This window comes from Kitasatospora sp. NPDC093679, from assembly GCF_040683455.1.
In the GTDB taxonomy this organism is placed as follows: Bacteria; Actinomycetota; Actinomycetes; order Streptomycetales; family Streptomycetaceae; genus Kitasatospora; species Kitasatospora arboriphila.
Genome location: NZ_JBFBDW010000012.1, coordinates 76,731 through 92,647, shown reverse-complemented (window position 1 = coordinate 92,647; position 15,917 = coordinate 76,731). Strand labels below are relative to the sequence as shown.

17 protein-coding genes and 3 pseudogenes are annotated in these 15,917 nt (G+C 73.0%); 10 read left to right on the top strand and 10 right to left on the bottom strand.

Features of this window, described 5'->3' with window-relative positions; translation table 11 throughout:
* The first annotated feature begins 22 nt into the window (after positions 1-22).
* The gene (locus AB0O09_RS13225; protein ID WP_363541709.1) at positions 23-982 is read left to right on the top strand and encodes a pirin family protein; all 960 of its coding nucleotides are present in this window, start codon (positions 23-25) and stop codon (positions 980-982) included.
* 600 nt (positions 983-1,582) lie between these two features.
* On the opposite strand, the pseudogene AB0O09_RS13220 reads toward AB0O09_RS13225, so the two are convergent.
* A pseudogene (locus AB0O09_RS13220) lies at positions 1,583-1,821 on the bottom strand (FAD-dependent oxidoreductase); the annotation flags it as partial.
* Between the two features lie 5 nt (positions 1,822-1,826).
* The gene (locus AB0O09_RS13215) at positions 1,827-2,249 is read right to left on the bottom strand and encodes an arsenate reductase ArsC (protein WP_363541708.1); all 423 of its coding nucleotides are present in this window, start codon (positions 2,247-2,249) and stop codon (positions 1,827-1,829) included.
* A gap of 103 nt (positions 2,250-2,352) precedes the next feature.
* On the opposite strand from AB0O09_RS13215, the gene AB0O09_RS13210 reads away from it, so the two are divergent.
* From AB0O09_RS13210 to AB0O09_RS13200, 3 genes are all read left to right on the top strand, one after another.
* Positions 2,353-2,658: a metalloregulator ArsR/SmtB family transcription factor gene (locus AB0O09_RS13210; protein WP_363541707.1), complete on the top strand. Its 306-nt coding sequence runs from the start codon at positions 2,353-2,355 to the stop codon at positions 2,656-2,658.
* Positions 2,659-2,785: 127 nt separating this feature from the next.
* Positions 2,786-3,502, top strand: a complete 717-nt coding sequence (locus tag AB0O09_RS13205; protein WP_363541783.1) for an aquaporin — start codon at positions 2,786-2,788, stop codon at positions 3,500-3,502.
* Entirely contained in the window at positions 3,499-4,551 is a 1,053-nt protein-coding gene (locus tag AB0O09_RS13200; protein ID WP_363541706.1) for an ArsO family NAD(P)H-dependent flavin-containing monooxygenase, read from the top strand. The genes AB0O09_RS13205 and AB0O09_RS13200 overlap by 4 nt, the downstream gene beginning before the upstream one ends.
* Before the next feature lie 50 nt (positions 4,552-4,601).
* On the opposite strand, the pseudogene AB0O09_RS13195 reads toward AB0O09_RS13200, so the two are convergent.
* Positions 4,602-4,907, bottom strand: a pseudogene (locus tag AB0O09_RS13195) (DUF5990 family protein); the annotation flags it as partial.
* Positions 4,908-4,974: 67 nt separating this feature from the next.
* On the opposite strand from AB0O09_RS13195, the gene AB0O09_RS13190 reads away from it, so the two are divergent.
* Both AB0O09_RS13190 and AB0O09_RS13185 read left to right on the top strand, forming a co-directional pair.
* Positions 4,975-5,637, top strand: a complete 663-nt coding sequence (locus AB0O09_RS13190) for a class I SAM-dependent methyltransferase (RefSeq protein ID WP_363541705.1) — start codon at positions 4,975-4,977, stop codon at positions 5,635-5,637.
* Positions 5,638-5,874: 237 nt separating this feature from the next.
* Positions 5,875-6,414: a DinB family protein gene (locus AB0O09_RS13185; RefSeq protein WP_363541704.1), complete on the top strand. Its 540-nt coding sequence runs from the start codon at positions 5,875-5,877 to the stop codon at positions 6,412-6,414.
* A gap of 33 nt (positions 6,415-6,447) precedes the next feature.
* Here the strand turns inward: AB0O09_RS13185 and AB0O09_RS13180 are convergent, their stop codons facing one another.
* The 4 genes from AB0O09_RS13180 to AB0O09_RS13165 are packed head-to-tail and all read right to left on the bottom strand — an operon-like array spanning position 6,448 to position 8,249.
* Positions 6,448-6,948, bottom strand: a complete 501-nt coding sequence (locus AB0O09_RS13180; RefSeq protein WP_363541703.1) for an N-acetyltransferase family protein — start codon at positions 6,946-6,948, stop codon at positions 6,448-6,450.
* Positions 6,938-7,294 (bottom strand): metalloregulator ArsR/SmtB family transcription factor, encoded by a 357-nt coding sequence (locus AB0O09_RS13175; RefSeq protein WP_363541702.1) that lies wholly within the window; start codon positions 7,292-7,294, stop codon positions 6,938-6,940. The genes AB0O09_RS13180 and AB0O09_RS13175 overlap by 11 nt, the downstream gene beginning before the upstream one ends.
* 52 nt (positions 7,295-7,346) lie before the next feature.
* Positions 7,347-7,715 (bottom strand): metalloregulator ArsR/SmtB family transcription factor, encoded by a 369-nt coding sequence (locus AB0O09_RS13170; protein ID WP_363541701.1) that lies wholly within the window; start codon positions 7,713-7,715, stop codon positions 7,347-7,349.
* Between the two features lie 42 nt (positions 7,716-7,757).
* On the bottom strand, positions 7,758-8,249 hold the full coding sequence (locus AB0O09_RS13165; protein WP_363541700.1) for a hypothetical protein: 492 nt from the start codon (positions 8,247-8,249) through the stop codon (positions 7,758-7,760).
* Between the two features lie 511 nt (positions 8,250-8,760).
* On the opposite strand from AB0O09_RS13165, the gene AB0O09_RS13160 reads away from it, so the two are divergent.
* The 3 genes and pseudogenes from AB0O09_RS13160 to AB0O09_RS13150 form a co-directional block, all read left to right on the top strand.
* The gene (locus tag AB0O09_RS13160) at positions 8,761-8,949 is read left to right on the top strand and encodes a hypothetical protein (protein WP_363541699.1); all 189 of its coding nucleotides are present in this window, start codon (positions 8,761-8,763) and stop codon (positions 8,947-8,949) included.
* A gap of 50 nt (positions 8,950-8,999) precedes the next feature.
* Complete coding sequence (locus AB0O09_RS13155) at positions 9,000-10,397, top strand: NAD(P)-binding domain-containing protein (protein WP_363541698.1); 1,398 nt, start codon at positions 9,000-9,002, stop codon at positions 10,395-10,397.
* A pseudogene (locus tag AB0O09_RS13150) lies at positions 10,394-10,774 on the top strand (MFS transporter); the annotation flags it as partial. The gene AB0O09_RS13155 and the pseudogene AB0O09_RS13150, both read left to right, overlap by 4 nt.
* Positions 10,775-10,897: 123 nt before the next feature.
* Here the strand turns inward: AB0O09_RS13150 and AB0O09_RS13145 are convergent.
* The 3 genes from AB0O09_RS13145 to AB0O09_RS13135 all read right to left on the bottom strand — a co-directional run bounded on the left by AB0O09_RS13145 (position 10,898) and on the right by AB0O09_RS13135 (position 13,308).
* Positions 10,898-11,917 (bottom strand): NlpC/P60 family protein, encoded by a 1,020-nt coding sequence (locus AB0O09_RS13145; protein WP_363541697.1) that lies wholly within the window; start codon positions 11,915-11,917, stop codon positions 10,898-10,900.
* 150 nt (positions 11,918-12,067) lie between these two features.
* Positions 12,068-12,946, bottom strand: coding sequence for a M56 family metallopeptidase (locus AB0O09_RS13140; RefSeq protein WP_363541696.1), 879 nt, complete (start codon positions 12,944-12,946; stop codon positions 12,068-12,070).
* Positions 12,943-13,308, bottom strand: coding sequence for a BlaI/MecI/CopY family transcriptional regulator (locus AB0O09_RS13135; protein ID WP_363541695.1), 366 nt, complete (start codon positions 13,306-13,308; stop codon positions 12,943-12,945). Before AB0O09_RS13135 ends, AB0O09_RS13140 begins: the two co-directional genes overlap by 4 nt.
* Positions 13,309-13,660: 352 nt before the next feature.
* On the opposite strand from AB0O09_RS13135, the gene AB0O09_RS13130 reads away from it, so the two are divergent.
* A complete protein-coding gene (locus AB0O09_RS13130) occupies positions 13,661-15,550 on the top strand; it encodes an amino acid transporter (RefSeq protein ID WP_363541694.1) in 1,890 nt (629 codons plus the stop codon).
* The last annotated feature ends 367 nt before the right edge of the window (positions 15,551-15,917 follow it).

Sequence of the window (15,917 nt, the reverse complement as noted above, 5' to 3'; positions counted from 1 at the left end):
GGTGCGGGGGGATACTCGCGGCATGAGCAACCTCGACGTCCGCCCCGCCGCCTCCCGCTGCGGCGGCGAGGCCTCCGACGGTCCGGTGAAGCAGCTGGTGGCCGGCCGTCAGGTGCCGCTCGGCGAGTCGACCGTGGTGCGCCGGCTGCTGCCCACCCTGGGGCGGCGGATGGTCGGTGCCTGGTGCTTCGTCGACCACTACGGCCCGGACGACATCGCCGACGAGCCCGGCATGCAGGTGCCCCCGCACCCGCACATGGGACTCCAGACGGTGAGTTGGCTGCACGAGGGCGAGGTGCTGCACCGCGACAGCCTCGGTAGCCTGCAGACCGTCCGGCCGTACGAACTCGGCCTGATGACCTCGGGCCGGGCGATCTCGCACTCCGAGGAATCGCCGCGCGAGCACGCCCGGCTGCTGCACGGCGCCCAGCTCTGGGTCGCCCTGCCCGACGCCCACCGCCACACCGAACCCGCCTTCGAACACCACGCCGATCTGCCGGAGGTCACCGCGGGCGGGCTGCGCGCGCGGCTCCTCCTCGGCACGCTGGACGGGGCCACCTCGCCGGGCACCACCTACAGCGCCCTGGTCGGCGCCGACCTCGCCCTCCGCGAGGGCGCGGCCCACCGGCTGCCGCTGGAGCCGGGCTTCGAGTACGCGGTGCTGTCGATGACGGGCAGCGTCGACGTGGACGGCGTCCCGGTCGAACCGGGCTCGATCCTCTACCTCGGCTGCGGGCGCCGCGAACTGCCGCTGCTCGCCCGCGCCGACGCGGCGCTGCTGCTGCTCGGCGGCGAACCCTTCGAGGAGCAGCTCGTCATGTGGTGGAACTTCGTCGGGCGATCCGGTGAGGAGATCGTACAGGCGAGGAGGGACTGGGAGAAGGGGGCTCGGTTCGGCGAGGTGCACGGCTACGACGGTGATCGCCTGCGGGCCCCGGAGCTGCCGCCGCTTCCCCTGAAGCCGCGAGGACGTGAGCGATGACCTGCGAAAATGCCGTCCGGCATGCAACGGGATGACAGCATCGGCCGACCCTTCGAGGCGGATCGCCTGTCGGGAGCCGTGGGGTGCTTCGTCCTGTTCTCGATCGCCGAGGAAGGACTCGCGGCAGGTTCCTCGGCAGGGTGATCGACGGGCGGGTGGTCCGGATGCCGGCGCAGATGCGGGTGATGCGGCAGGCTCATCTGCGCTTCCTCGCGGCGGCGGTGGGCACCTGGTGCGCGCGTCCCGGGCGGACACGCAGGAGCGCGTGGAACAGGCCCTCAAGGAGGCGGGTCTGTGGAACGAGGTCCGCAGCCGGCTGGACTCCCCGGCCCGGGCACCGTCCAACGGCCAGCGCCAGCGGCCGTGTCCGGCCCGCACGGTCCGGCGCAGGTGCAGCGGCTGCGCGACCGCACGGTGCGTCTGGAGCGTCCGGAAACCCCGGCGCTCTCCTCGGCAGCCGTCCGAGCCCGGGGAGCAGAGGACAGAATCAAAAGGGCCGGGCCCGGTCCGTCGTGTCGAAACCACGACGGGCCGGGCCCGGTCTCCGTTGCGGGCCGACGCCCCGTCAGAGTGCGGCCCCGCCACGTCCGTCACACCGCCGGCGCCGAACTTCTGCGCCTGGGCCCGCATGTCGTCCATCAGGTCCGGGCCGTCGATGCCGTTCGGGAAGCCGGGGAAGTTCTGACCTCGGTCGTGGTGGTGAGCGAGCCGCCGACGAAGACGGAGCCGCCGAACAGCAGCGGCTTCAGCTGGGCGCGCGCGGTGTAGAGAGCGGAGGTGTACCCGGCGGGGCCGGAGCCGATGATGACGACCTCGCGCACGTCGGCGTTCTCGCCCATGGGCGTCAGCTCTCCTGCTGCTTGGCGTCGATCTCGGCGATCAGGCCCTCGATGAGGCGCTTGATCTCGTCACGGATGGGGCGGACCGCCTCGACGCCCTGACCCGCCGGGTCGTCGAGCTTCCAGTCCAGGTACTTCTTGCCGGGGAAGTACGGGCAGGCGTCGCCGCAGCCCATGGTGATGACGTAGTCGGAGGCCTGGACGGCGTCGGTGGTCAGGACCTTGGGCTGCTGGTCGGAGATGTCGATGCCGAGCTCGGCCATCGCGGCGACCGCCGACGGGTTGACCCGGTCGCCGGGCATGGAACCGGCCGAGCGGACCTCGACGCGGTCGCCCGCGAGGTGGCGCAGGAAGCCGGCGGCCATCTGGGAGCGGCCCGCGTTGTGGATGCAGACGAACAGCACGGACGCGGAAGCGGTGGTGGGCATGGTTCTTCCTTCATCGAGACCCGCGGCCGGGGCGCGGCGCATCCCAGGCCCGGCAGGGCCGTGTGCTTGGGATTTCCCCCGACGACCGCTAACGTATCAGCCTATGGTGATGTCAGTCGACAGTGACGTGTTGAAGGCCCTGGCCGACCCGCTGAGGATGCAGATCCTCGCGCTGCTGGCCCAGGAGGCCCTGTGCACGACGCACCTCGTCGAGGAGACCGGCGCCCGGCAGACGAACCTGTCGAACCACCTCAAGATCCTCCGGGACGCGGGACTGGTCGACACCGAGCCGTGCGGCCGCTTCACCTACTACTCGCTGCGCCCCGACGCCCTCGAGGCCGTCGCGGCGGAGTTCGCCGGGCTGGCCGCCACCGCCCGCGGGGCAGCGGGCCGCAAACGCTCCTGCTGAAACCCCCACAGCCCCCACCGGCGGCCTGTCCCGCCCTGTACGAGGAGTGTCCTTGAGCGTCATGGACGAGACGAGATCCGAGACTGAGCCCGTGAACCATGCGAACGCGGAGGGCACCGAGGAGCCGCTGGCGGTCGAGCCGCCCGCGGTGCCGTTGCCGAACCGGGTGGTGGCCGAGGTGGTCGGCACCGCCGCCCTGGTCGCGGTCGTGGTCGGCTCCGGCATCCAGGCCACCGCACTCACCCAGGACGTCGGCCTGCAGCTGCTCGCCAACTCGCTGGCCACCGTCTTCGGTCTCGGCGTGCTGATCCTGTTGCTCGGCCCGGTCTCCGGCGCGCACTTCAACCCGGTCGTCACCCTCGCCGAGTGGTGGACCGGACGCCGCGACCCCAAGGGCCTCGGAGCGCGGGAGGTCGCCGCCTACATCCCGGCGCAGATCGCCGGCGCGATCGCCGGCGCGATCCTCGCCGACGCGATGTTCGGCCAGGCCCTGGTGAAGTGGTCCACCCACGACCGCTCCGCCGGGCACCTGCTGCTCGGCGAGGTCGTCGCCACGGCCGGCCTGGTCCTGCTGATCTTCGGCCTGGGCAAGAGCGACCTGCTGCGGTTCGCCCCCGTAGCGGTCGCCTCCTACATCGGCGCCGCCTACTGGTTCACCTCCTCCACCTCGTTCGCCAACCCGGCCGTCACCATCGGCCGGGCGTTCACCGACACCTTCGCCGGCATCGCACCGTCCTCGGTGCCCGGGTTCATCGGCATGCAGCTCATCGGCGGCGTCGTGGGGCTCGCGCTGGTGGTGCTGATCTTCACGCACCGCGCGGGCCGCAAGGCCGACGCCTCGTGAGCGCCGTCCGGCGCGTCCAGGTCCTGGTCGTCGGAGCGGGCCAGGCCGGCCTTGCCGCGGGCTATTACCTGCGGCGCGCCGGACCGGACTTCGCGATCCTCGACGCCGCCCCGTCGCCCGGCGGCGCGTGGCAGCACTACTGGGACAGCCTCCACCTGTTCTCCCCGGCCGCCTACTCCTCGCTGCCCGGCCGCCCGATGACGGGCCAGACCGGAAAGGACTGGCCCGATGCCGACCACGTCGTGCAGTACCTGGCCGAGTACGAGAAGCGGTACGAGCTGCCCGTCCACCGCCCCGTGCACGTCCGCGCCGTGGAGAACGCCGAGGACGGCGGCCTGATCGTCCGCACCGACGACGGCACCTGGCACGCCCGGGCCCTCATCAGCGCCACCGGCACCTGGTGGCGGCCCTTCGTCCCGGCCGTCCCCGGCCGCGAATCCTTCACCGGCCGCCAGCTCCACACCCGCGACTACCATCGGGTCGAGGACTTCACCGGCCGGCGGGTCGTCGTCGTGGGCGGCGGCAACTCCGGTGCCCAGATCGCCGCGGATCTCACCGGCCGTGCCGCCGCCGTCCGTTGGGTCACCCGGCGGCCCGCCCGCTTCCTGCCCGACCACATCGACGGCCGCGCCCTGTTCGAGATCGCCACCCGCCGCGTCCAGCACGGCGGCGAACGGATCTCCGACCTCGGCGACATCGTCGCCACCCCGCCCGTCCGCGAGGCACGGGACGCCGGCCTCCTCACCGACCACCGCATGTTCCACGCCCTCACCGCGGACGGCCCCCAGTGGGCCGACGGCACCGTCTGGCCCGCCGACGCCGTCATCTGGTGCACCGGCTTCCGCCCCGCCCTGCACCACCTCGCCCCGCTCGGCCTGCGGACCGGTGAACGCGGCCGGATCGCCACCGTCGGCACCCGCGCCGAGACGGACCCGCGCATCCACCTGCTCGGCTACGGCGACTGGACCGGCCCGGCCTCCGCCACCCTCATCGGCGTCGGCCGGACGGCCCGCACCGCAGTCCAGGAGATCAGAGACCGGCTGAGCTGAGCCCTCACGCGCGTGCCACCGTGCGGAGGCGATCCGGAATCCCCAAGGGATCAGATCGGGGCTCCGGCGAACCATTCGACGCGCGGTGGGCGGACGGCCGCACACGACGGCTGTCCCCTGGCATCGGTTACGCCCAGGCGGGCGACCAGCCACCCCGAACGTGCGGCAGCGGTGAGGACGGCCGGGCCGACGGCATCGAGCATGAGCTTGGCGCGGCGGAACACGGTGAACGTGTTGGTGCCGTCGACGGTGCCCCACGAGAGGTGGATGAACCGCTGCCCGGGCCGGCCCTGGACGTACGGGCCTTTCAGGTCGGTGCCCGAAGTGGTGCAGTCCAATGTCCAGGTCGCCGCGGAGGCATCGCCGGGAGCGTTCTAGGCTGTCAACAGCCCCGGGGAGGCCGGAACAGCGCGAGGAGCTGCGATGCATGAGGGCCGGGAGCTTGCCGAGGCCCAGCAGGAACACTGGCAGCAGACCTACGGAGCCCATCCCGGCATGTACGGCGACCGGCCTTCGGACCCTGCGGTTCACGCCGCCGAGGTGTTCCGGGCCGCAGATGCGGGCGATGTGCTGGAACTGGGTGCCGGTCATGGCCGTGACGCGCTGTTCTTCGCCCGCTCGGGGTTCACCGTGCTGGCCACCGACTTCAGCCCGGTGGGCCTGGACCAGCTCCGCGCGCGGGCCACCGCCGAGGGCCTGGCCGAGAAGGTCACCACCGCAGTGCATGACGTGCGCGAGCCGCTGCCGCTCGCCGACGCCTCGGTGGGCTCCGTCTTCGCGCACATGCTGCTGTGCATGGCGCTGTCCACCAAGGAGATCCGTGCCTTGGTCGCGGAGGTCCGCCGAGTCCTGCGGCCGGGCGGCGTCTTCGTCTACACCGTCCGCCACACCGGCGACGCCCACTACGGTGCGGGCACCGGACACGGCGACGACATCTGGGAGCACGGCGGCTTCGCCGTCCACTTCTTCCCCCGCCACCTGGTCGACGAGCTCGCCGAAGGGTGGACCCTCACCGAGGTCCACCCCTTCGAGGAAGGCGACCTGCCGCGCCGCCTGTGGCGCATCACCCAGACGCTGCCCCGGTGATCGGCCCTGCACCCCCGCGTGGGTGGTGGTCGGCGGCACCACCTGCTCTGCCCCCCGATGCGCACCGCCTCCGCCACCAATCCGGCCGTCTGCGACGAGGCGGACGTCTGCCGCATCAATCACCGGCCACTGATGCCCCGATCTCGACGCCGGACGACTGGAAGTCTGCGAGACGGGCATCCTGGCAATCCCAGGGGCGTCCAAGCGCATGCGGGTCGACGGAGAGGACCGGTTACCATGGCCGGAAGCGGGCCGCTGGATCGGCAGGTGGTCCACGGCGAGCTGGATCGGGCACGTGCCGAGTTCCACCGATTGCTGGCAGCGGCCGGTACGGACGACCTCGCCCGCCCCACTCGCGGGACGCGATGGACGAACGAGCAGCTGCTGTGGCACATGCTGTTCGGCTACCTCGTGGTGCGGGCGCTGCTCGTGCTCGTTCGCCTCTTCGGGCGCCTGCCGCGCGGTGTCAGCCGGGCGTTCGCACGTGTACTGGATGCGGCGACCGTTCCGTTCGACCTCGTCAACCGTCTGGGGCCGTGCGGGGCGGTGAAGGTCATCGGTCCCCGGCGGATGGGCGCGCAGTTCGACCGCGTCATCGCCGCCCTGCACCGAGGGCTGGACCGCGAGTCGGACGCCGATCTCGCTCGCGGCATGCACTACCCCGTCCGCTGGGACCCGTTCTTCAAGGACTACATGACCCTCGCGGACATCTACCGCTACCCCACCCGGCACTTCGACTTCCACCGCCGCCAGCTCACCCTCGACGACCGAGGCTGACGTCCCGACCCACGGCGGTCGGACCTGGCGAGGTCAGCCGACCGATGGACTACGACGCTCGATCAGGAGGACGTCCCGCCAGACTCCGTGGTGGCGGCCGATGCGTTCGCGGGTGCCGATCACCCGGAAGCCGGTCCGGGCGTGGAGGGCGAGGCTGGCGGTGTTCTCCGGGAACACGCCGGACTGGATCGTCCAGATCCCGGCCTCCTCCGTGGAGGTGATCAGCGCCCGCAGCAGCCGGCCGGCGACGCCCAGGCCTCGGGCGTCGGGGTGGACGTACACCGAGTGCTCGACCACGCCCGCGTAGGCGCAGCGGTCGGAGACCCGGCTCGCCGCGATCCAGCCCAGGACGCGGTCGGTGCGGTCGAGGGCCACGAAGCGGTGCTCGGCCAGTTTGGCCGCGTCGAACGTTTGCCAGGTGGGTGCAGCGGTCTCGAAGGTGGCGTTGCCCTCGTCGATGCCGGCCTGGTAGATCGCCAGGACCTGGGCCGCGTGGTCGGCGGTCATCGGCACGACCCGGGTGTCAGCAGCCATGGTCGCCTTCCTGGGGGCGGTCGGAGGCGTGTTCGGCGAGGATGGCCGCGACGGCGGCCGGGAAGACCGTCAGGCAGGTGCGGTTGACCGCGTACCGGGTCGACGTGCCCTGCTTCTCCGGGAGGACGAAGCGCACCTCCGCGAGGACCTTCAGATGGTGGGAGACCGTCGACTGGCCCACCGGGGAGCGTTCGACGATCTCGCCGACGCTCATCGGCCGGCCTTCGGCCGCGAGCAGGTGCAGCAGCTGGATGCGGGTGGGGTCGGCAAGCGCCTTGAACCACGTTGCGTACAGTTCGGCGGCCTCGGCGTCGACGGCGGTGCTGGTGCGGTTCGGCTGATTCATCGATAATCGACGATAGTCGATCGAGTGCTCTACGGGAACGCCCGCCGCCGGCTCAGCCCGTGGCGGCGGCGAGCATGCCGGCCATGGCGGCGAGCACGCTCGGGGCGACGCGGTAGTAGACCCAGGTGCCGCGGCGCTCGGAGGTGAGCAGGCCGGCCTCGCGGAGCTTCTTGAGGTGATGGGAGACGGTGGGCTGGGAGACGCCGACGTCCTGGATGTCGCACACGCAGGCCTCGCCGCCCTCGTGGGACGCGACGCGCGAGAACAGCCGCAGCCGGACCGGGTCGGACAGGGCCTTGAACATCGCCGCCATCCTGACCGAGTCCTCCTCCGACAGCGGAGCGGAGGTCAGTGGCGGGCAGCAAGGCGCTGCGACCTCCGGTTCGAGCAGTGGAAGGTTGACCATCTCAAGATTCGACATGCATCTATGTTGACACTTGCCGAATCACATCGGAAGGGCGGTCTACTGCCGGCCCGGCCGGGCGGCGAGGTGCCGGGCGACGTGCGCGGCATTGCGGCCCACGCCGCGCAGGGAGGCCGAGGAGAGGCTGCGCTGCCACTCCAGTCCGACGAAAGCGAGACGTGGGTGGGTGTGGGAGAGGCCGCCGCGGTGCAGTGGCGCACCCTCGCCGCCCAGAGCGCCCGGGCCGCCCAGGTACGGGACGTCGGGTCGGTGGCCGGTGGCGAGGATGACGGCGTCGGCGTGCTCACGCCGCCCGTCCGGCCGCAGCAGCGTTCCGCCGTCCGCAGCCGTGAACAGCGGCCGCCGCTCCGGAGCGCGGGCCTCCGGCGCGGCGCGGTGGAGGCCCGTGTCGAAGACGGGCGCGGTCGGCGGGCGCCGCAGCAGGCGGCCGATCGGGGCCGAGTCCAGGCCGGAGGCGGTGAGCCACGCGTGGAGGTCGCGGCCGAACGGTCGCTGGCGGGCGAAGCGCACCGGGGAGCGGGTGGCGAGCACGGTGGAGGAGCACCGGACGCCACGACCACCGCCCGCGCAGTCGGCTCGCCGCCGCCCGCCGGGCGGACGGTGAATCCGTCCGGGGCGGCCTCGACGCGGGTGACCCGCCGGCCGAGCCGGATTTCGGCGTCCAATCGGGTGGCGAAGCGAGACGGGTGCTCGACGATCTCGCCGCGGTGCGGGTGGCGGTCCCCTTCGCCACCGAACGGCAGGCCGGGCAGGGCGGAGAAACGGGCCGGGGAGAACGGGGTCAGGCTGCCGTGGTACCGCGGCCACGAGCCGGCCGCCCGGTCGGAAGCCTCCAGGATCGCCGGTCGCAGGCTCTTCCGGCGCAAGGCCTGTGCGGCGGCCGGGTCGGACTGCCCGCCCCCGGTCACCGCGACGTCCACCGTCTCCGCGCCTCCTCCTGATTCGACAAGCGCCTATGTTGACGTTCGTCAAATCAGGTGTCATGCTGGCGGCGCGACAGGATATCGACGAACTTCGAAACAAGGGACCCCCGGAGGCAGCCATGACCGAGCACACCACCGACGACCGCGCCACCAGCTGCTGCAGCAGCGGCCAGGCAGAGACGCACCGCATCCAGCAGCCCGCGGCCGCCACCCCCTGCTGCGGCACCGCCCGGGACGCCGCAGACGCCGGCACCTGCGCCCCGGACGCCAAGCGCGAGGCCACCGCCGCCGGCGCCGGTTGCTGCTGACCCGGCCCTCCCGCAGCCATTCACCCCTCCCACCGACGCGGAGACCCGAGATGACCGAGAACACCCCCGAGGACCTGCCCGTCGCCGTCATCGGCGCCGGACCGATCGGCCTGGCCGCCGCAGCCCACCTGATCGAGCGCGGCATCGAACCCGTGGTGCTGGAAGCCGGGCCCACCGCCGGATCCGCCGTGCGCGAGTGGGCCCACATCCGCCTGTTCTCGCCCTGGGCCGAGCTCGTCGACCCCGTTGCCGAGAAGCTCCTCGCCCCCACCGACTGGACCCGGCCCGACGGCAAGGCCTACCCCTCCGGCGGCGACTGGGCCGAGCAGTACCTGCAGCCCCTCGCCGACGTCCTCGGCGACCGCGTCCGCTACAACGCCCGGGTGACCGGCGTCGCCCGCGCCGGACGCGACCGGATCGTCGACTCCGGCCGCACCGAGCAGCCCTTCACCGTCCACGTCGAGTACGCCGACGGCCGTGAGGAGCGCGTCCTCGCCCGCGCCGTCGTCGACGCTTCCGGCACCTGGTCCACCCCCAACCCGCTCGGCGCCAACGGCCTGCCCGCCCTCGGCGAGCACGCCGCCGACGACCGGATCTCCTATCGCGTCCCCGACCTCGCCGACCCGGCCGTCCGCGAGCGGTTCGCGGGCAAGCGCACCGCCGTGGTCGGCACCGGCGCCTCCGCGTTCACCGCCCTCGCATACCTCGCCGACCTGGCGAAGGACGAGCCCGGCACCCACGCGGTGTGGGTGTTGCGGCGGGGCATCAACGGCAGCACGTACGGCGGCGGCGAGGCCGACCAGCTGCCCGCCCGCGGCGCCCTCGGCCTGCGTGCCAAGAAGGCCGTCGACGACGGCCACGCCTCCGCGCTCACCGGCTTCCGCACCGCCGCCGTCGAGGCCGACGGTGACCGCCTGGTCCTCGTCGCCGAGGACGGCCGCCGCAGCGACCAGGTCGACCAGGTCGTCGTGTTGACCGGCCTGCGCCCGGACCTGTCCTTCCTCTCCGAGGTCCGTCTCGGCCTCGACGAGCGCCTCCAGGCCCCCACCGCCCTCGCGCCGCTGATCGACCCCAACCAGCACTCCTGCGGCACCGTCTACCCGCACGGCGCGAACGAGCTCACCCATCCCGAGGGCGACGTCTACCTGGTCGGCATGAAGTCCTACGGGCGCGCGCCGACGTTCCTCGCCATGACCGGTTACGAGCAGGTCCGCTCCGTCGCCGCCCAGCTCGCCGGCGACCACGAGGCCGCCGCCCGCGTCGAGCTCACGCTCCCCGAGACCGGAGTCTGCGGCGGCGCCGGCCTCTTCGACGAGCCCGGCGCTGCACGGAGCGACGGCGGTGGCTGCTGCTCCGTCCCGGCCGCACCGCAGCTCATCACCCTCGGCGCCGCACCCGAGCCGGCCGGCGCCGCCGAGACCAACGGCTGCTGCCGAGCGAGTACGTGACCACCACTCGGCTCAACGGGGCCACGACTGGAACGGGGGACCGGTCGCGGCCCCGCGCCGCCCTGCCCGCCCTGTGCGTCACCCGGATCACCGGCCGGGGCATCCTCTCCTACGCCTTCCCCGTCCTCGTCCCGCGGATCACCGCCGACACCGGCTGGACCACGCCGCAGGCCACCACCGCATTCACCGCGGCCCTTCTCGTGTCGGCCCTGGCCGGCATCCCCGTCGGCCGCATCATCGACCGCCACGGCCCCCGCGCAGTGATGACCACTGGCTCCGCCCTCGGTGCCATGGCGCTCGTCGGCGTCGCGCTCGCTCCCAACATGCCCGCGTTCTTCGCCGCCTGGCTGCTCGCAGGCACCGTCATGGCTGCGACCTGACCTGCGGAGGTGACGGGCCGTGGGTCTTCCGGACGTGAAGGCATCCGCCCGGCGGCGGCGCCGCTTAGGCGTCTCGCACAGCCGGCCGGCCGGGCCGTGCGGAGCCCCGGGGCGGGGGCGTCAGGGGCGGACGGCGCCCACGTACGGCATGTAGTCGATCGGGGTGATCTCGATGTTCTTGCCGGTGCGCGGTGCGTGGATCATCTTGCCGCCGCCGATGTAGATGCCCACGTGGTGCAGGTCGGAGTAGAAGAAGACGAGGTCGCCCGGTTGGAGGTCGGCCTTCGCCACGTGCCGGCCGGCGTTCCACTGGTCCTGGGAGACGCGGGGCAGGGAGACGCCCGCGGTGCGCCAGGCGGCGCCGGTCAGCCCGGAGCAGTCGAAGCTGTTCGGGCCGGTGCCGCCCCACAGGTAGGGCTTGCCGAGCTGGGCGTAGGCGAACTGGACGGCGGCGGCCGCGCGGCCGGTGGCCGGGCCGTTGTAGGTCTCGCGTGCGGTGGTGCGCGAGGAGCGGCCGTCCTGTGCGTTGACCTCGGCCTGATCGGCGGCGGAGAGGCCGTTCAGCAGCCGGGTCGCCTCGGCGAGCCTGGTCTGCACGAGCTTCTTCTCGGCGGCGAGGGCCCGGTCGGTGGTGTCGAGTTGGCCGAGGACGGCCGTGGCCTCGGCGCGCCGCTGGTCGAGTCGGCGCTGCTGGTCGAGCAGCAGTCGCAGCAGGTCGCTCTGGGAGCTGGCGGCGATGTCCTGTGCGGAGGCGCGCTTGAGGTAGGTGTCGGGGTCGGAGGAGAACATCAGCGCGACGGCGGGGTCGACGTTGCCGGTGCGGTACTGGTCGGCGGCGACCGCGGAGAGGCGCTCGCGCAGGCCGCTCATCCTGTCCTGGGCCGAGGCGACCTGGTTCTGCAGTTCGGTGGCGTCCTTCTGCAGCCGCTGCTGGGTCTCCTTGAACTTGTTGTACTTCTCGATGGAGACCTCGGCCTGCTCGTTGAGGTCCTCGACCTGGGCCTTGACGGTGGCGAGGTCGGGCTTGGGCGCGGCGTTCGCGTTGGCGCCGGCGGCGAGTATCGCGGAGCCGGCGGCGGCCGTGGTCACGATGGCCATCCGGGCCCGGCTCGGCGGCGCGGGCTTGCGGTGGTTGCCCATGCGTGGTCACTCCCTGACTGTCGTTCCGCCTGTTCGCGGCGCGGTCGTGGAGGGGTGCGGCCGACAGCGACCCCCTCCATGTTCTAAGTAACTTAGTAGATGAAGGTGGGGTGCTGGCAAGTCCCGCGACCCGGCCTCCCGGGGCCGGGGTCAAGGGCCGCAGGCGAGCAGAACGGGAGTTGCGGGGAGGACCACGGCGGCGACCCACCAGGCGGTGCGCACCGCGCGCGGCAGCGGTGCCGGTTCCAGCAGCCGTCGCACGCGGGCGACGACGGCGTGGTCGCCGGCGCCCAGGGCCGACGGCCGGGTGCGTGCGGTGGCGAACAGGAACAGCGCCTCGGCGAGCACCCTGGGCGTGGTGGTGCGCAGCGCGCGGTCGTCGGCGGCCATCTCGACCAGTGCCGGGACTTCCTCCCCGGCGAGGCGGGCGGCGGGCAGCCAGCGCAGTCGTCGCCCGAGCGCACCGGCGGCCGAGGTGATCAGGTGGTGGCGGCCGCTGAGGTGGGCGCCCTCGTGGGCGAGGACGGCGCCCCGGTGGGCGGGGGACATGCGCAGGGCGCCCTCGGTGAGGACGATCCGGCCGCCGTCCCCGGCCACGCACCAGGCGGCGGGCTCGTCCGCGTCCATCACCAGCCAGCCGTCCTCGTGCCGGCGGGCGACCAGGTCGAGCTGCTCGCGGTGCCGGCGCCGGGCGCGGGCGCCGCGGATCCAGGCGGTGAGGACGACGGCGGACAGGGCGGCCAGGATCGCCATGCCCATCCAGAAGGCCTGGGCGTGGCCGGTGGACCCGCTGCCGCCGCGGAGGTCGGCGGGGAGCAGCCAGCCGAAGGGGCCGCGTCCGTGGTGGTCGGCGGTGATCAGCCGGTGCGCCAGCATGACGACGTTCGCGGCGCAGGCGAGGATCAGCGCGGCCCAGGTGGTGATCGCGGCCCGGGGTGCGCGGGGCGCCCAGGCGCTGCGGGCGAGCTGCCGCGGCGCGAGCCAGCCGGTGACGGCCAGGAACGCGGCCAGGAGTACCAGGACGGTCATGGCCGGCCGTTCTCGGTCCGGTCGAGGATGTCGCGCAGGGTGCGGGCCTGGGTGCTGTCCATGCCGTCGACGAACAACTGCAGGGCGGCGTGCTGGTCGCCGGTGTCCCCGAGGGCGTCGCGCATGAGCTCGGCGGTGTGGGCCGCCCGGGAGCGGGTCGGCGCGTAGATCCAGGCCCGGCCCTCCTTGTGCCGGCTGAGCCAGCCCTTCTGGTGGAGGATGTCCGCGACCGTGGTCACCGTGGTGTAGGCGACCGGCCGGGTCCGGTTGAGGTCGTCGACGATCTCGCGGACGCTCGCGGGCCGGTCCCACGCCCACAGCCGCTCCATGATCTCGGCCTCCAGATGCCCGAACCCTCGCACATCGACCTCCCTTCCGTGCACACCTTAAGCCCGCGGCCGGGTGCGCCCGGGGCGGTGCCGCAGTCAGGGGGTGCCGGACTCCTCGGAGCCGCGAGCGGGAAAGCCGCCCGCCCCGCCCCTTCCCGGTGGAGGAACCCGGCCGCCGATCAGGGGGTGGTGGACGGGCGGCGGGTGACGGTGCGGGGCGGCCTCCCGGGTGCGGGGTGGGAGCTCACTTACGCTGGCCTGGTCCTCCGCCGGGCCGGCCCGGTGCCCTTGTGCTGACGGGAGTGCAACGGTGGTCTCAGTTCCGTCGGGCCAGGGTGCGGCACCGTCCAGGCGGGCGCGGTTCCGTGCCTGGATGCTCGAGGGCATGGCGGACACCGCCAAGCAGCACCCCGGCCCGCACGCCGAACTGCCCGAGGAGCACGGCCAGCGCTGGTGGCGCGTCATGTGCCTGACCGGACTGGACTACTTCTCGACCCTCGGCTACCAGCCCGGCATCGCCGCCCTGGCCGCCGGCGTGGTCTCCCCGCTGGCCACCATCGTGCTGGTCGTGGTGACCCTGTGCGGGGCGCTGCCGGTGTACCGCCGGGTGGCGAAGGAGAGCCCGCACGGCGAGGGCTCGATCGCCATGCTGGAGCGGCTGCTGAGCTTCTGGCAGGGCAAGCTGTTCGTGCTGGCACTGCTGGGCTTCGCCGCCACCGACTTCCTGATCACCATCACGCTGTCCGCCGCCGACGCCACCGCCCACCTGGTGGAGAACCCGCACCTGACCAGCAGTCTGCAGGGCCGCGAGGTGCTGATCACCCTGCTGCTGATCGCGCTGCTCGGCGCCGTCTTCCTCAAGGGCTTCAGCGAGGCGATCGGCGTCGCGGTCGTCCTGGTCGCCGTCTACCTGGCGCTGAACGTGGTGGTGGTCGCGACCGGCCTGGTGAAGGTGCTGTCCGACCCCGACCTGATCACCGACTGGACGCACGCCCTCACCGCCGAGCACGGCAACGTGGTCGCGATGATCGGCGTCTCGCTGATCGTCTTCCCCAAGCTCGCCCTGGGCCTGTCCGGCTTCGAGACCGGCGTCGCCGTGATGCCGCACATCAAGGGCGACCCCGGCGACACCGAGGAGAAGCCGGTCGGCCGGATCAAGGGCGCCCGCAAGCTGCTCACCACCGCCGCCCTGATCATGAGCGTCTTCCTGATCACGAGTAGCTTCATCACCACCCTGCTGATCCCCGCCCCCGCGTTCGAACCGGGCGGAGCGGCCAACGGCCGCGCCCTGGCCTACCTCGCCCACGAGTACCTGGGCAGCGCGTTCGGCACCGTCTACGACGTCTCCACCATCGCCATCCTCTGGTTCGCCGGGGCCTCGGCGATGGCCGGCCTGCTCAACCTGATGCCGCGCTACCTGCCGCGCTACGGGATGGCGCCGCACTGGGCGCGGGCCGTCCGCCCGACCGTGCTGGTGCTGACCGCGGTGGCCTTCCTGGTCACCTGGATCTTCGACGCGAGCGTCGACAAGCAGGGCGGCGCGTACGCGACCGGCGTCCTGGTGCTGATCAGCTCGGCGGCCGTGGCCGTCACCATCGCGGCCCGCAAGGCCGGCGAGCGCCGCTGGGCGATCGGCTTCGCGGTGATCGCGGCGGTGTTCCTCTACACCACGGGTGCGAACATCGCCGAGCGCCCGGACGGCGTGAAGATCGGCGCCTGCTTCATCGCGGCGATCGTGCTGATCTCGCTCGCCTCCCGGCTCGCCCGCGCCTTCGAACTGCGCGTCACCGACGTCGTGTTCGACACGCTGGCGGAGCGGTTCGTCCGCGACGGCACGCACCGGGAGATCCGGCTGATCGCCAACGAGCCGCACCGCCGCGACCTCGCCGAGTACCGGGACAAGCTGCACCAGATCCGCGCGGACAACGCGATCCCCGCCGAGGACGACCTGGTCTTCGTCGAGGTCACCGTCCGGGACCCGTCCGACTTCGAGGCCGAACTGCGGGTGCGCGGCGAGGTGCTGCACGACCGCTTCCGGGTGCTCACCCTGGAGCACTCCAGCGTGCCCAACGCGCTCGCCGCGCTGCTGCTGCACGTCCGGGACACCACCGGGCAGCAGCCGCACATCTACTTCGAGTGGACGGAGGGCAATCCGTTCGCCCAGTTCCTGCGGTTCTTCCTGTTCGGCCAGGGCGAGGTCGCCCCCGTCACCCGCGAGGTGCTCCGCGAGGCCGAGTCCGATCCGGCGCGCCGCCCGCACGTCCACGTCGGCTGACCACCGGTCACGGACCGCCGGCCCGGGCCCAGGCCGCGGGAACCCGGGCCGGCACCGGGCCGAGGACCCGGTGGTCCGGCCGTACCGCGAGGACCGGGCAGCGCGCCCGGTCCCGGACGGCCCGCTCCAGCGCCGCCGGACTCTCCGTCGACCCGTCCAGATCCACCACCACCCGTACCGCTCCGGCCGTGACCGACGCGCCTCCTTCGACAGCCCCGTACCTCCAGGGACGCCCGCCCCGGCCGGCCGGACCTCCGGTTGACGCGATCCTGATGCCGCGGGCCCGTTCCCTGACGGGTCCTTGACGCCCGACCCTTGTCGCCCGGCCGAAGCGGCGGCCGGGCCGTGGACCGGAGGGACGTTCCGA

Coding starts and splice junctions, on each gene's coding strand:
- AB0O09_RS13225 (WP_363541709.1), top strand. CDS start 23: ATGAGCAACCTCGACGTCCGCCCCGCCGCCTCCCGCTGCGGCGGCGAG.
- AB0O09_RS13215 (WP_363541708.1), bottom strand. CDS start 2,249: ATGCCCACCACCGCTTCCGCGTCCGTGCTGTTCGTCTGCATCCACAAC.
- AB0O09_RS13210 (WP_363541707.1), top strand. CDS start 2,353: ATGGTGATGTCAGTCGACAGTGACGTGTTGAAGGCCCTGGCCGACCCG.
- AB0O09_RS13190 (WP_363541705.1), top strand. CDS start 4,975: ATGCATGAGGGCCGGGAGCTTGCCGAGGCCCAGCAGGAACACTGGCAG.
- AB0O09_RS13185 (WP_363541704.1), top strand. CDS start 5,875: ATGGCCGGAAGCGGGCCGCTGGATCGGCAGGTGGTCCACGGCGAGCTG.
- AB0O09_RS13180 (WP_363541703.1), bottom strand. CDS start 6,948: ATGGCTGCTGACACCCGGGTCGTGCCGATGACCGCCGACCACGCGGCC.
- AB0O09_RS13175 (WP_363541702.1), bottom strand. CDS start 7,294: ATGAATCAGCCGAACCGCACCAGCACCGCCGTCGACGCCGAGGCCGCC.
- AB0O09_RS13170 (WP_363541701.1), bottom strand. CDS start 7,715: ATGTCGAATCTTGAGATGGTCAACCTTCCACTGCTCGAACCGGAGGTC.
- AB0O09_RS13160 (WP_363541699.1), top strand. CDS start 8,761: ATGACCGAGCACACCACCGACGACCGCGCCACCAGCTGCTGCAGCAGC.
- AB0O09_RS13155 (WP_363541698.1), top strand. CDS start 9,000: ATGACCGAGAACACCCCCGAGGACCTGCCCGTCGCCGTCATCGGCGCC.
- AB0O09_RS13145 (WP_363541697.1), bottom strand. CDS start 11,917: ATGGGCAACCACCGCAAGCCCGCGCCGCCGAGCCGGGCCCGGATGGCC.
- AB0O09_RS13140 (WP_363541696.1), bottom strand. CDS start 12,946: ATGACCGTCCTGGTACTCCTGGCCGCGTTCCTGGCCGTCACCGGCTGG.
- AB0O09_RS13130 (WP_363541694.1), top strand. CDS start 13,661: ATGGCGGACACCGCCAAGCAGCACCCCGGCCCGCACGCCGAACTGCCC.